Here is a 13202-nt window from a genome sequence, read left to right as displayed (position 1 = left end):
CGTACCTTTGCTCGGTTAAAATGAATATTTTTGCGGCTTAAAATCTGTAGCCATTGATTATTGTTCAACTGAAGGGCGGGCTGGGTAACCAGATGTTCCAATATGCCGCGGGCCGCGCGGTATCGTTGCGCACGGCCGCCACGCTGCTGCTCGACCATGCGGGTTACGAGCCCAAACAGGCGGGCATGTACGGCCTGGATGGCTTGCGGATACAGGCGGGGCTCGCCACTGCGCGCGATCTTCAACAGTTTGAACAGGGCACGGCGGGAAGAATCCTGAACCGGCTGATCCCGCTCGGCATGCGGCGGATATACAAAGAGCCGCATTTTCATTACGATCCCGCATTTCCTGAAGCAAAGCCGCCGCTGTATATGAAAGGCTACTGGCAAAGCTGGAAGTACTTTCACGACATTGAGCCGCAGATCCGGAGCGACTTCCGGTTTGCGGGCACTTTTTCCCCCGGGATCATGCAGAAAGCCGGGCAGCTGGAAAATACCGAGAGCGTAGCCATGCACTTCCGCCGCGGCGATTACACCCACCAGCAGGCCGTGCAATATCACGGCATTTGCGGTCCAGAGTATTACGAAAAAGCGGTGCAGCAACTGCCGGCGGGATTACAATACTATATTTTCACCAACGATCCGGCCTGGGTGCGCGACAATCTGCCGGCGGGCATTTCCGCGGAGATCCTCAGCGGCAGCCTGAGCCATACGCAATACGAAGATCTTTTTCTCATGAGCCGCTGCCGCCACCAGATCATCGCCAACAGCAGCTTCAGCTGGTGGGCCGCCTGGCTGAACGCCTATGGCGGCAAAAAAGTGGTCGCGCCCAAACGCTGGTTCAATGAAGCGCAACTCAATACCCGGGATTTATTCCCGCAAAACTGGCTCACGATCTGATGGCAGCAACTCCCTACATATCCGTCATTCTCCCGGTGTACAACAGCGCCGCCTGGGTGGCTGCCACTATCCACAGCATATTGGGACAGACGTTCGGTGATTTTGAACTGATCGTGATCAACGACGGTTCTACGGATAACAGCGAAACCGTGATCCGGTCGTTTCCAGACAGCCGCATCCGTTACCTCGACCAGCCTAACCGCGGGCTGGTGGCTACCCTCAACCGCGGCATCGCCGAAGCGCGCGGGCGATACCTCGCCCGGATAGACGCCGATGATATCTGCCTGCCCGAACGGTTCGCCAAACAGGCGGCCTGGCTCGATGCCCATCCCGGAACCGCCCTGGTGGGAAGTTTCGTTGTTTTTATCAACGAGCGGGGAGAGGAAACCGGCAGCTGGGCGGGCGACCGCGACCACCATACCGCCGCACAGATCCGGCAGGCGCTGCCATACCTCAATTGTATGACGCACCCCAGCGTGATGGCGCGTACCGTCGTGATGCGGGAGTATGGTTATAACCCGCTGCAGCAGCACATCGAAGATTACGATCTCTGGCTGCGCATGCAGGCAGACGGCGTGGTGATGGAAAAAGTGCCTGAAGTGTTGTTGCAATACCGCGTGCACAGCGCTTCCGTGACGAGCCTTAACCTGAAGAATAAAAATGTATTTTACAAAAACTTCCGTTGCAAGCGGCGCTTCCTGAAAGCCCGCCTCGCCAAAGGGAAGCTGAACGGTTTTGACAGGGCCGTATTGATGGGCATGCTCAAAGACCTGGCCATCGGCATTGTCAAATCCATAAAACCCAAACCGTAAATGTATCCGTGGCTGATATTGAAACGAAAGCTGGAGGGAATCGCCATATTCCCCTTTGCGCTGCTGGGCAGGCTGATAGCCCGTTTCAGGCCGCTGCGGGGAGAATACGACATCTTTTTCTTTTTCCCATTCTACCATGTGGGCGGCGCGGAAAAAGTGCACAGTGAAATCGCGAAGCTGTTCCCGGAAAAACGGGTGGTGATCTTCTTTACCAAAAAGTCGGTGAACGATGCCATGCTGCCGCAATTCACCGCACCGAACATCACCGTTCATAACATTGGCGCCTATACGGACAACAAGTGGCTGTATTTTCTCAACCTGATCTGGCGGGGAAGGGCGGCCGCATATATCCGACGGCAGCGCGCCACGCCGGTGGTATTTAACGGGCAGTGTAATTTTGCCTACAAGCTGAGCCCGCACCTGCGGCCGGAAGTACGGCAGATAGAACTGATACATGCTTTTACCGGCTTTTCATATATCCGTTTGCCTTTCCTGCCGTTCTACGCAGCTACGGTGATGATCAGCCGCGAAAGCATTCAACGGCACCTCGACCTGTACAAGCGCTGGAAGGTGCCCGCACATTTCGAACAGCGCATCCACCTCATCATGAACGGCATCCCGCTGCCGGAGGCCACCGGCCATTCATTGCCGCGGGAATTGTCGCTTCTGTACGTGGGCCGGGGCACGTCCGAAAAACGCCCGCACCTCGTTGCGGAAATCGCCCGGGCGGCCGGTCTGCCCGCGGCTTTCCTGGGCCCCGTGGAAGACGCCATCCCGGCGGGCCTGCGCCCGTCTGTTCATTTTTACGGGGAACAGACGGATGCGGCCGCCATCGACCGTATTTACCGGCAGCACCGGGTGATAACGATCACTTCGGAGCGCGAGGGTTTCCCGATGGTCATCATGGAAGCGATGGCCCGCGGCCTTGCCGTACTGGCCACGGATGTGGGGGATATTCCCTATCATGTGAAAAGCGGGGAAAACGGTTTCCTGCTCAATCATCAACAGCCCGAAGCGGCCATCGTGCAGGAAGCGGCGCAATGCCTCGCTTACTGGAAGCAGCACCCCGGACAGCTGGATGCCATCGCCGCCGCCAATATCCGTTATGCGCGGGAGCATTTTGGAATGGAAGCGTTTGCACAGGCTTACCGTTCGCTTTTGCTGAAAGATAAGGCATGAATGGCTGACGCCGTGGTGGAGCATCCCTTTAGAATAGGGAATGTTCGGGCGGGAGACGTACCGTTCGCTTCTGCCGAAAGATATGAACCAACCGGGCATTCATTTAAATCACAACATGTTCGGGCGGGAGCGGATAAAATCAATTACAACGGATGATAACGGGCGGGAGCGTTTCTTTCAGATGACGGAACCGGCCGGTGAATATCAAACTATGAAACAACTATCGGTCATCATCATCACTTACAACCGGCCGGACGACCTGCTGGCCCTGGTGCGGAACCTCGCCTCGCAGCAGCGGGCGGCGGATCTGCTGCAGGAAGTGATCATCATCAATAACGCCTCCACCGCGGACTACAGCGCGGTACAGGCCTTCATCGCATCCACACCCGGTATTCCTTTCCGCTATCATTATTCAGCTGAAAACCTCGGGGTGGCGCGCGGCCGCAACCTCGGCATCTCCATGGCCACGGCGCCCATACTGGTCACCATCGACGATGATGCCGCTTTCCGCGATAACACCGCCTTGCAGCAGATCGTGGCGGCGTTCGAATCGCCCTTCCTCCGGGATAACCACACGGGCATCCTGTGCTTTAAAGTGCTGTACGCCAGCACCGGGCAAATGCAGGTCAACGCCTTCCCGCATAAGCAGTTTGAAAAATATCAGCATAAAATATCCTTCCTGGCCCCGTATTTCATCGGCTGCGGGCATGCCATCCTCAAAGCCGTGTACGATAAAGCCGGTATTTACCCCGTTGATTTTTTCTACGGCATGGAAGAATATGATCTTACCTACCGCGCCATCGAGCAGGGGTACAGTATCGCATACGACGCTTCCATCGTGGTGCTGCACAACGAATCGCCCCTCGGCCGCACACCGCATATGACCAAAATGAAAATGCTCTGGATCAACAAAAGCAAGGTGGCTTACCGCTACCTGCCCAAACCGTTTTTCTACAGCACGGCTTTCATGTGGTCGCTGGAATTCCTCCAAAAAACGGCGTGGAACTGGAAAGAATGGTTCAGCGGCTGGCGCGAAATACGGCGCATTCCCGGAAAGGAAAGCCGTACGCCGCTGGGTGCGGCGGCAAAGACCTATCTGAAGCGGGTAGAGGCCAGGTTGTGGTATTAGCTTCCGGCACCTTTTTTGGGGGATGACGCCTGTACAAATAAAGGTACCATGCGGAACATTTTATTCACGCTTTGTATGGCTGCAATCATCCTTCCTGCTTGTAATAAAGACGATAACAACGAAGGCGACGGCGTCACCCTCATACCGAACGTTGCCTACGGCGCCGATGCCCGCCAGCAAATGGACGTATACCTGCCGCCGGGCCGCACGGCCCAGACGCCGGTGGTGGTATTCCTGCATGGCGGCGGTTTCGTGGCGGGCGATAAGGCGGACGTGCACCCGCATATGCAGCGGTTCTCCGGGAAGGGATATGCCGTCGTCAACGTCAATTACCGCCTGGTAGACACGACGGGCCTCTTCCAGACACCGCTCGTTCACAAACCCAGCAGCATCCGCATCACCGAGCAGCTGCACGACGTGCACACTGCCATACAGGCTGCCCTGGCCAAAACAGGGGAATGGAACGTCAGCAACACCCGCTGGGCCATTGCCGGGCATAGTGCCGGCGCCACGCTGGCCATGCTGTACGCATACAACGGCATGAACGAAGGTGGACTGGTGAAAGCGGCCGCCAACTGGGCGGGTGCAACGGACTTCAGCTTCCAGGACGAATCCCAGTTCAGCCAGATGGACCCGCGCCTCGTGGAAGTGTATTACCGCGCCATCGGCCACGAACCTAAAAACGCCAACAAACTCGCCTACATGGCCGTAAGCCCGTACTGGATTGTGGCCAGCGGAGGGAGCATCAAACCCACGCTCAATGTCCGCCCCGAAAACAACGAATTGTTCAACATGCCCGACGTCAGCAAGATATTGTACGAAGCCTTCACCAACGCGCTCAACACGAAGAAGATACCGAACCGGCATGTAGAAATCGCCGGCGCCGACCACGGTTTCAGTAAACCCGGCAACTGGGAACAGGTGCTTAATGAAACCGATGCATTTTTCCGGCAATATGTGCCATAAAGAAGGCGTTGAGAATCGCTTGAAATAATTGTCTGGCTCCGTCAGGTACCCGGATAAAAAAGGGGCTGTATTTTTGATACAGCCCCTTTTTTATGATGTCAACCGCACTTATGCGGCTACTTTCCGTTGTTTCCTTGCTTCGTTGGCCAATGCGCCGGCCAGCAGCAGCAAAATCAGCACAGACGACCAGCGGGAGATGGTATTGCCCAGCTGGTAGGAGCGGGGCTCGAATTTCATTTCGATCTTGTGCTCGCCCGCGGGAATTTTCACACCGCGCAGAAGGTAGTTCACCCGTGCAATTTCTCCTTTCTTGCCGTCGATATACACATTCCAGCCGGCAGGGTAATACACGTCGGAGAATACAGCCAGGCCTTCTTTGGCGTTGGAACTGGTGTAGTTGAGCTGGTTCAGCCCGTATTGCGTGAGCTGTATGCGGCTGGAGGAATCTTTGGCGGGTTTGAAATCGCCCAGTACCGTCTTGAAGCGCTCATCGGCCACGGCGGCGTGTGCCGTCGGGAGGCTGTCGAGCGTTTTCATTTCCTGGTCGGCATTCCTGGCCCACACGAGGCTGTCTACGAACCAGGCATTGCCCAGCGCACCGGGGTTTTGCTGGTAGGCCAGCTGACCCTGCTGGTCTGCGAAGATCACATATTTGGTATTCAGCATGTTCAGCACGTTGGGGTTGCCTTTTGAAATCTGGCGGTCGATCAGATCCTGGTACAGCGCCAGTTTCACCGGGCTGTAGCCGCCAACGGCTTTGTGGTGGTAGGAGTTCAGAGCATCCTGGAAATTAACAGTATTGAATACACGATAATAGGGGTCTTTGTCCTGCTTGATCGCCAGGTCCACCTGGCTGGGTGCAAAGATACCGCTGTAATCGCGCGGCGTTACATAGTTGTCTTTATTCAGGTAACGATGCGCCACCGGTATCTGGTCGATGGCAACGAGCGCGGCCATCGCGGCGAAGAACAATGCGGGTTTCACTTTTTGCTGCAGCAGCGCCCAGAGGAGCACAAAAGCCACGGCAATGATCGCCAGGCTGCGCAGGGCGTCTATGCGGAGCAGGGACGCACGGTCCTCGATCATCGCCTTCATCAGCGTGTCCACCACCTCTTTGTTGTTGCCGGTCATCTGTTCGTAGTTCATCCTGGCAACGTCCTGGGCGGATGTGAATTCGAACATGCCGAAAGAGCCCAGCACAAACAGCAGGCAGAGGCCGCCGGTGATATAGAACGATAATTTGAGTTTTTTGAGCAGTTCCGCTTTGTCCACTTTCCCGGTCACCACATCGTTGAGCGCCCAGCAGGCGAGGAAGGGCACCAGTACCTGCGGTATGATCAATGCCTGCGACGGTGCGCGGAACTTGTTATACATGGGCAGGTAATCGAACAGGAAGTAGTTGAACATGCTGAAGTTGTCACCCCAGGCCAGGAACACGCCCAGCACGCAGGCCGCCACTATCCACCATTTATTGAAATCCCGGACGATGAATAATGCGAGCACGAACAGGAAGATGATCACGGCCCCCCAATAGATGCCGCCGTCTACCATCGGCTGGTCGCCCCAGTAGCGGAGCGAATTGGCGGCGATCTGGTCGGCCTGGTTGGCCGGTACGCCGAGATTGGTCAGTGCTTTATAAGTGTGACTGGAGCTGGACAGCGGGCCGCGGGAAGGGCCGCCATACAGGTTCGGGGCCAGGATGGTGAAGGTTTCGGTGATGCCCTGGCTCCAGTTGAAAGCATAACTTTTATCGAGGCCGCCGGCGCTTTTATCGCCTTCTTTTCCCGGTTCCGGCGTCAGCTCCGAATGGCCGCCGCGCATGGTGTATTTGGAATATTCGGAGGTGGTCCAGATGTTGACGGTGGACGGTAATACGGACAAGGCGCCGGCAACGATCAATACGGCCGTGGCGCTTACGACGTTTTTTACCTGTTTGGTGCGAACGGCATGCACCACGTAAACGATGCCGATGATCAGGCACACCAGCAACATGTAATACAGTATCTGGTAATGGCCCGAAGTGGTCATCAGCGCGAGGGTGATACACGTAATTACGCCGCCTATCCAGTATTTACCCCGGTAGGTCAGCAGGATGCCGGCCAGCATGGGTGCGATGTAGGCGATGGTGAACATCTTGGTATCGTGCCCCGCCGATATGATGATAGGGGTATACGATGCGAACCCGAACGCAATGGCGCCGATCACATTCACCCAGTGGCGGAAACCCATTACAGACAGCAGGATGTAAAAGCCTACCATCGCCAGGAAAAAGAAATTCACCGGTTTGGGCAGCCCCAGCGTCAGTATCTGGTGCAGGAAATACGTGTAGTTGTCCTGCGCCATAAAGATCTGGTACGTGGGCATCCCCCCGAACATGGCATTGGTCCACAGCGGATCGATACCGGTCGCTTCCTTGTATGCACGGGCCTCCTGCGACATGGCCTGCCATTGTACCGTATCGTTCTGCCTCAGCTCCAGCCCCTCCAGTACAGGGCTGCAGAATAGAAATGCAAGCCCCAGGAAGATGAGGATGGCATACACATGCGGGAGAATGGCTTTTTGCCAGTTTTGCTTCATCGGGTAAAACAGATTTAGTTTTAAAGAATCCAAAATAACTGTATTTTATCCGAAATTTCAATATGAGTTGGCTTCGGTTCCTGATAAAGTTGAGCTTTATCTGTAATTGCTGTTATTTGGTCGGCTTTGTGATCAGGATGCTGGATTATAGCGATACCTGGGAACAGGTGGTGAAACACATCATGGTACTTGGCGGCGTGGTGGCGGCGCCCCTCAATATCATCACCATCCTGCTGACCGCCATCCTGCTGCTGGCCCGCAAGGTACAATGGGCTAACGTACATCCGTATATATTTATTTTGAATGTTATTATCTTGCTCCTTCAACTGGAACTCTTCATATCATGATCATCAATATCCTGAAAGATAAACCGACCAAACTGTTCATCATCCTGAGCGGTTTTTTTGTGGCCAATGCGCTCATCGCCGAAATCATCGGCGTCAAGATATTTTCGCTGGAAGCTACCCTCGGTTTTGCTCCCGCCAACCTGATGATTCTCGGCGACCCCTACAGCTTCAATATGACAGCCGGGGTGCTGCTCTGGCCGGTGGTGTTCATCATGACCGACATCATCAATGAATATTACGGCATGAAAGGCGTGCGCTTTTTATCCTATCTCACCGTGATACTGATCATTTTCGCCTTTCTCGTTTTCTATTTCGCGATCCAGCTCTCGCCCGCCAGCTTTTTTGTGACCATGAAAGTGAAGTCGGGCGTGCCGGATATGGATGCCGCATACGGACAGATACTCGGGCAAAGCTCCTACATCATCATCGCTTCCGTGATCGCTTTCCTGATCGGGCAACTGGTGGACGTGTTCACGTTTCACCGCATCAAGGAGGTGACTGGCGAAAAAAAGATCTGGCTGCGCGCCACAGGCTCCACGCTCATTTCACAGCTGATCGACAGTTTTGTGGTGCTGTTCGTGGCCTTCCGCCTCGCGCCCAGCATCTATAACCCGGACGGGAACGAAGTCTGGAGCATGGGCCTGGTGCTCAGCGTATGCGTCATCAATTATATCTATAAATTTACGGTGGCCATCCTGTTAACGCCCGTCATCTATTGGGTGCACGGTATGATCGAACGGTACCTCGGCCCCGAAAAGGCGGGAGAAATGCGGCTGGCCGCCATGAAACGATAAACAGCAAATATTACTATGTCAAAATTTACCGTAAGGGTTTACGGCATCATGTTCAACGAGCAGAAGCAGGTGCTGGTAAGCGATGAATATATCCGGGGCGGGTATTATACCAAATTTCCCGGGGGAGGACTGGAGTTCGGCGAAGGCACCCTGGAATGTATGGTGCGGGAATGGAAGGAAGAACTGAACCAGGACATTGAAGTGGTGGAGCACATCTACACCACTGATTTTTTCCAGATATCGGCATTCGACGACGTGAACCAGATCATCTCCATATATTATCTCGTCCGGCCGCTGTCGCCCTTTACCGCCACTGTACTGGAAAAGCCGTTCGGTTTCGAAATACCCGAAGGGGCCACGCAGGTGGAAGGCGTGCGGTGGGTGGATTGGGATGCCTTTTCCGCTGAGGCGGTGACCCTGCCGATCGATAAAGTACTCGCGGATATCGTGAAAAGGAAATATTGAGGGTGTTGCCTGCGTCCGGGCTGATTTGAAATGTGGAGGGCTGCTTTCATGAAAAAGAAATACTGAGGGTGTCGTCTGCATCCGGGGCCGTTTCGGAATAAGGATAGCTGCTCCGGCGCGGGTTATTGAAACAGCAATGCATATGGCTGGCGGATAAAGCAGCGGCAACATGGAAAACTGCCATGGATAAAAGGTATGCGATGGGAGGCTTCAGAAAATTACCCTGGAATCAAAACCACTTCTTCTTCATAAAATACCAGCTCATTACTACGGCGGTCACGATTGCGATCGTAACGGGGATATAAAACGCGTACCGCGAGTGCGCGTATGGTATTTCCACGTTCATGCCGTAAATGCTGGCCACGAGTACGGGCAGGGTGAGTACGATGGTGATGGAGGTGAGGCGCTTCATCACGAAGTTGAGGTTATTGGAAATGATGCTGGCGAAAGCATCCATGGTGCTGCTGAGGATGTTGGTGTAGATGTTGGCCATCTCGAGAGCCTGTGAGGTATCTACGATCAGGTCGTGCAGGAATTCCTTCTCATCGTCGTTGAGGCCCATGAAGTTGGTGCGTTCCAGTTTCATGAGCAGCAGTTCGTTGCTGCGCAGGGCCGTTACGAAATACACCAGGCTTTTCTGGATGCGCATCAGGTACAGCAGTTCCTCGTTCCGGTTGGAGTCGTACAGCTTTTGTTCCAGCAGGTTGCGGCGCTGATTGATCTCTTTGAGGTAATCGAGGAAGTTCATGACCACTTTTTCGAATACTTTCAGCACCATCATGTTCCGCTTTTCGGGGTGGCGGTTGTGGAAGGTGTTGAGGAATTTTTTGATGGCGGCGTTGTCGAAGGAGTTAACGGTAACGATCTGGTTGTGGGTGAGGATGATTACGATGGGGATGGTAATGTAGTAGGCATCGCTTTCGTTGATGGAGTTGTTTTCCGTGGGGGTCTTGATAACGATGAGCTTTACATTGTCCTCCAGTTCAAAACGGCTTTTTTCATCGATGTCGAGGGAGTCTGTCAGGAAGTCCAGGGGAATATCCAGCTCCTCCGCCAGCTGTTCGAATTCGGCCTGTTTGAGAGGCGGGGTAATATTCACCCATGCGCCGTTTTCCGGCTGTTCGATGGCTACCGTGCGGGCATCTATATTTTTGAAGTACTGGATCATCCGGGCGCAAAGGTAGTGGAATTAATGAAAGCAAGTCACAACCAACAGCCGGCGGACTAAATTTTAATATTTCCTTCAAATACGAGGGTGGCGGGGCCGCATAACCAGATGTCCGAGAAACTGCGTTCGCCCGTGCGGGTGAAGGTGATTTCCAGGTGGCCGCCGAGGGTTTCGACGGGGATGTTATACTCGCCCGGTTCGGCCGGGGCGGCGGTGAGTGCGGCGGCCGTAACGCCGGTACCGCAGGAATAGGTCTCGTCTTCCACGCCGCGTTCGTAAGTGCGTACGAAAATGCCGTTGTCGACCTCCTGTACGAAGTTCACATTGGTGCCTTCCGCCGCAAACCTTTCATTATAACGGATTTCGCGGCCCTGTTGGTATACGTCCACTTCCTGCACGTCAGACACGAATTTCACGAAGTGGGGGGAGCCCGTATTGAGATAAAAATACATGTTTCCGATCTCTACGGTGTTGACGTCCTGCATTTTGAGGTTGACCCAGCCGTTATCGCGGAAGCTGGCTTCATGGGGGCCGTCTACAGCGATGAACCGGAGATCTTTTTTATCGATACCCATCTGGCGGGCAAAAGCGGTGAGGCAGCGGCCGCCGTTGCCGCACATGCTGCCTTCGCGGCCGTCTGCGTTGTAGTATTTCATGCGGAAATCGTACGCGGGGTCGTTTTCCAGCATCATCAGCCCGTCTGCCCCGATGCCGAAGCGGCGGTCGCACAAATGGGCGATCTGCGCGGTGGTCAGCTGGCTGTATTCGCCGTTACGGTTGTCTACTATTACAAAATCGTTGCCGGTGCCCTGGTATTTATAAAAATGAATGTTCATGCTGATGCAAAGTTAAAAATGTTTTTCCAGCGGGCAATGCCCTGGTGCGGCGTATGGGTGATTGCCCTGAAATAACGCGGGCGCCGCGCTAAAAGCCACTGGCATGGATGTAGAAACTCCTCGGCCAACGATCATACAACGAAGCTCCCATCCAATGGGCTGCCGGGTTGCATATCTGCTCGCTGGACTGATAGGATAGTATGCAGTTTGGAAGCTCCTGACGGCCAACAACCATACAACAAAGCTCCCATCCGGCGAGGTTACCGGGGCGCATATCTGATCGCTCGGCTGGTAGTATCCGGATCGAAAACTGACCGCCTGATCGCTATTGCGCAATAATCCCCACTGCTTTCTCTATCAGCGCCATCACGGCGGCATTCCCGTCTTTGCTGAATTCCTGGCGGATGCGGTTGGCGACGATCGCGCTGATGGACAGGCACTGATGCCCCAACACACGGCCCAGGCCGTAAATACCGGCCGTTTCCATCTCGAAATTCGTGATGTGCCTGTTTTCAAAGCTGAAATGGCTGAGTTGCTCGATCAGTTCGGGATGGGAAAGATTGCCGCGCAGTACCCGGCCCTGGGGGGCGTAAAAACCCGGGCAGGTCACCGTGATGCCCTGGTGAAAACCTTCGTTGAAGCGCTCCAGCAGGGCAGGGGCAGCTTCGATCAGGTATGGGCGGGCCGCACTGGGCTGCAGGCGTATCTGGCCACGGAAGGCCTCCAGCAGCTGCAGTTCCTCCGGGGTGTTGTGATAGGTGTAAAACGGCAGCAGGTTGTCGAGCCCCAGGCCGTGAGACGATACCACGAAACTGTCGACCGGGATGGATTCCTGCAGGGAGCCCGCGGTGCCGAGGCGGATAATCTGGAGGGAAACGGGCTCTTCTTTCACCATCCTCGTATCAAAATCGATATTGGCCAGCGCATCGAGCTCGTTGAGCACGATGTCGATATTATCGGTGCCGATGCCGGTTGAGACCACTGAAAGCCGCTTCTGGCCGATATAACCCGTATGCGTCACGAATTCCCGGTGCTGGTAAGTGCCTTCCACCCGGTCAAAATGCCGGCTGACCGCCTTTACCCGGTCGGGATCGCCTACGGTGATGATCGTTTCGGCCAGTTCTTCCGGTCGCACGTCCAGGTGGTAGACGGCTCCGCGTGTATTGAGTATCAATTCGGATTCAGCTATTCTGGTCATATATCTTGCATTTTTTTTAATCCATAAATGAATATCTTGTAATCAGATTTGGCAAATATCGAAAATTTACTACTTTTGCAGTCCAACAAAATTGATGGTTTCGTGGCCGAGTGGCTAGGCAGAGGTCTGCAAAACCTTTTACAGCGGTTCGAATCCGCTCGAAACCTCGGAATAAAGGCCTTCTCTCCGGAGAGGGCTTTTTTTATTGTGAGATAAACGGGAAACAGTCTTATCGGGTTTACCGCTACAACCGATCAGTTTCATCAGCATATCTACCTTTCGGATTCCGCTTGCGATGATAAACATTCGTAATTGAAACCGATTTCGACGACTCATGTACTTCATAAACGATAGTATAGGGATATCTTTTCAAATAGATGTCCCTGTAAGTTTTATAAGTCGTCCGATAGCTGTCGGGCATTTTGCGAAGAATATCAAGTTTTTCGTGAAACTCGTTAACAAACGCTGTTGCCGCAGATTCGCTGCTTTTCTTAAATCATCCAATCGCTGCTTCGTATTCCTTCATTGCCTTACTGTGAATGGATAACGAATAACTCACAGGCCTTTTCCCTGTTTAAGCAATTTACGTTCCCGGATTTTCATCTCTTGCTCACTGATGACATTTGATACCCAGGCGGATTTCCTCCCCACGCTTACCTAATTCACGTTTGAACGCCCCATCATACTCCGCATCCGCCTGTTCTTCCACAAAACTCTTCACAAAAGACAATACTGCCAGTTTTTGCCGCGTGCTCAGTTTCGGGAGATATTGCTGGATTTGTTTTTCCAAAGATAGAACTGCCATAATACTGCGCATTTTCATCAAATTTAA

Annotated in this window: 13 protein-coding genes, 1 tRNA gene and 1 pseudogene; 9 read left to right on the top strand and 6 right to left on the bottom strand. The window is 53.9% G+C overall.

Translation table 11 applies throughout. From position 1 onward, the window contains the following. Positions 1 to 53: 53 nt before the first annotated feature. The 5 genes from EGT74_RS15935 to EGT74_RS15915 all read left to right on the top strand — a co-directional run bounded on the left by EGT74_RS15935 (position 54) and on the right by EGT74_RS15915 (position 4985). A complete protein-coding gene (locus EGT74_RS15935; RefSeq protein ID WP_123847575.1) occupies positions 54 to 899 on the top strand; it encodes an alpha-1,2-fucosyltransferase in 846 nt (281 codons plus the stop codon). Further along, positions 899 to 1711, top strand: coding sequence for a glycosyltransferase (locus tag EGT74_RS15930; protein ID WP_123847574.1), 813 nt, complete (start codon positions 899 to 901; stop codon positions 1709 to 1711). The genes EGT74_RS15935 and EGT74_RS15930 overlap by 1 nt, the downstream gene beginning before the upstream one ends. Next, entirely contained in the window at positions 1712 to 2890 is a 1179-nt protein-coding gene (locus EGT74_RS15925; RefSeq protein WP_123847573.1) for a glycosyltransferase family 4 protein, read from the top strand. 211 nt (positions 2891 to 3101) lie between these two features. Continuing rightward, the gene (locus tag EGT74_RS15920) at positions 3102 to 4019 is read left to right on the top strand and encodes a glycosyltransferase family 2 protein (RefSeq protein ID WP_158618178.1); all 918 of its coding nucleotides are present in this window, start codon (positions 3102 to 3104) and stop codon (positions 4017 to 4019) included. 75 nt (positions 4020 to 4094) lie between these two features. Further along, positions 4095 to 4985 carry an alpha/beta hydrolase gene (locus EGT74_RS15915; RefSeq protein ID WP_158618177.1) on the top strand — a complete coding sequence of 297 codons (891 nt, stop codon included), beginning with the start codon at positions 4095 to 4097 and terminating at the stop codon, positions 4983 to 4985. Positions 4986 to 5093: 108 nt separating this feature from the next. On the opposite strand, the gene EGT74_RS15910 is transcribed toward EGT74_RS15915, so the two are convergent. Further along, a complete protein-coding gene (locus EGT74_RS15910) occupies positions 5094 to 7562 on the bottom strand; it encodes a YfhO family protein (RefSeq protein ID WP_123847570.1) in 2469 nt (822 codons plus the stop codon). A gap of 128 nt (positions 7563 to 7690) precedes the next feature. On the opposite strand from EGT74_RS15910, the gene EGT74_RS15905 reads away from it, so the two are divergent. From EGT74_RS15905 to EGT74_RS15895, 3 genes are read left to right on the top strand one after another with little or no spacing between them, the layout of a single operon-like run. Then, positions 7691 to 7909, top strand: a complete 219-nt coding sequence (locus EGT74_RS15905; protein WP_123847569.1) for a hypothetical protein — start codon at positions 7691 to 7693, stop codon at positions 7907 to 7909. Beyond that, on the top strand, positions 7906 to 8703 hold the full coding sequence (locus EGT74_RS15900) for a queuosine precursor transporter (RefSeq protein ID WP_123847568.1): 798 nt from the start codon (positions 7906 to 7908) through the stop codon (positions 8701 to 8703). Before EGT74_RS15905 ends, EGT74_RS15900 begins: the two co-directional genes overlap by 4 nt. 15 nt (positions 8704 to 8718) lie before the next feature. Further along, on the top strand, positions 8719 to 9168 hold the full coding sequence (locus tag EGT74_RS15895; RefSeq protein WP_123847567.1) for an NUDIX hydrolase: 450 nt from the start codon (positions 8719 to 8721) through the stop codon (positions 9166 to 9168). A gap of 229 nt (positions 9169 to 9397) precedes the next feature. Here the strand turns inward: EGT74_RS15895 and EGT74_RS15890 are convergent, their stop codons facing one another. The 3 genes from EGT74_RS15890 to EGT74_RS15880 form a co-directional block, all read right to left on the bottom strand. Beyond that, positions 9398 to 10336 (bottom strand): magnesium transporter CorA family protein, encoded by a 939-nt coding sequence (locus tag EGT74_RS15890; protein ID WP_123847566.1) that lies wholly within the window; start codon positions 10334 to 10336, stop codon positions 9398 to 9400. A 56-nt stretch (positions 10337 to 10392) separates the two neighbouring features. Further along, complete coding sequence (gene dapF, locus EGT74_RS15885; protein WP_181954751.1) at positions 10393 to 11172, bottom strand: diaminopimelate epimerase; 780 nt, start codon at positions 11170 to 11172, stop codon at positions 10393 to 10395. 325 nt (positions 11173 to 11497) lie between these two features. Beyond that, a complete protein-coding gene (locus tag EGT74_RS15880) occupies positions 11498 to 12370 on the bottom strand; it encodes a nucleoside phosphorylase (protein ID WP_123847564.1) in 873 nt (290 codons plus the stop codon). 96 nt (positions 12371 to 12466) lie between these two features. Between EGT74_RS15880 and EGT74_RS15875 the strand changes: the two genes are divergently transcribed. Then, positions 12467 to 12537: transfer RNA gene (locus tag EGT74_RS15875), tRNA-Cys, on the top strand. Between the two features lie 77 nt (positions 12538 to 12614). On the opposite strand, the pseudogene EGT74_RS27375 reads toward EGT74_RS15875, so the two are convergent. After that, positions 12615 to 12842 (bottom strand): annotated as a pseudogene (locus EGT74_RS27375) (type II toxin-antitoxin system RelE/ParE family toxin); the annotation flags it as partial. 138 nt (positions 12843 to 12980) lie between these two features. Further along, entirely contained in the window at positions 12981 to 13187 is a 207-nt protein-coding gene (locus EGT74_RS15865; RefSeq protein ID WP_123847563.1) for a hypothetical protein, read from the bottom strand. Positions 13188 to 13202 lie beyond the last annotated feature (15 nt).

The organism is Chitinophaga lutea (assembly GCF_003813775.1).
Lineage (GTDB): Bacteria > Bacteroidota > Bacteroidia > Chitinophagales > Chitinophagaceae > Chitinophaga > Chitinophaga lutea.
Note: the sequence above shows the minus strand (reverse complement) of the source record. Positions and strands in the feature narration are given on the sequence as shown.

Excerpts from the sequence above, each read along its gene's own strand:
- EGT74_RS15895 (WP_123847567.1), top strand. The coding sequence starts at position 8,719 with ATGTCAAAATTTACCGTAAGGGTTTACGGCATCATGTTCAACGAGCAG.
- EGT74_RS15890 (WP_123847566.1), bottom strand. The coding sequence starts at position 10,336 with ATGATCCAGTACTTCAAAAATATAGATGCCCGCACGGTAGCCATCGAA.
- EGT74_RS15910 (WP_123847570.1), bottom strand. The coding sequence starts at position 7,562 with ATGAAGCAAAACTGGCAAAAAGCCATTCTCCCGCATGTGTATGCCATC.
- EGT74_RS15915 (WP_158618177.1), top strand. The coding sequence starts at position 4,095 with ATGGCTGCAATCATCCTTCCTGCTTGTAATAAAGACGATAACAACGAA.
- EGT74_RS15930 (WP_123847574.1), top strand. The coding sequence starts at position 899 with ATGGCAGCAACTCCCTACATATCCGTCATTCTCCCGGTGTACAACAGC.
- EGT74_RS15865 (WP_123847563.1), bottom strand. The coding sequence starts at position 13,187 with ATGCGCAGTATTATGGCAGTTCTATCTTTGGAAAAACAAATCCAGCAA.
- EGT74_RS15920 (WP_158618178.1), top strand. The coding sequence starts at position 3,102 with ATGAAACAACTATCGGTCATCATCATCACTTACAACCGGCCGGACGAC.
- dapF (WP_181954751.1), bottom strand. The coding sequence starts at position 11,172 with ATGAACATTCATTTTTATAAATACCAGGGCACCGGCAACGATTTTGTA.
- EGT74_RS15925 (WP_123847573.1), top strand. The coding sequence starts at position 1,712 with ATGTATCCGTGGCTGATATTGAAACGAAAGCTGGAGGGAATCGCCATA.
- EGT74_RS15900 (WP_123847568.1), top strand. The coding sequence starts at position 7,906 with ATGATCATCAATATCCTGAAAGATAAACCGACCAAACTGTTCATCATC.
- EGT74_RS15880 (WP_123847564.1), bottom strand. The coding sequence starts at position 12,370 with ATGACCAGAATAGCTGAATCCGAATTGATACTCAATACACGCGGAGCC.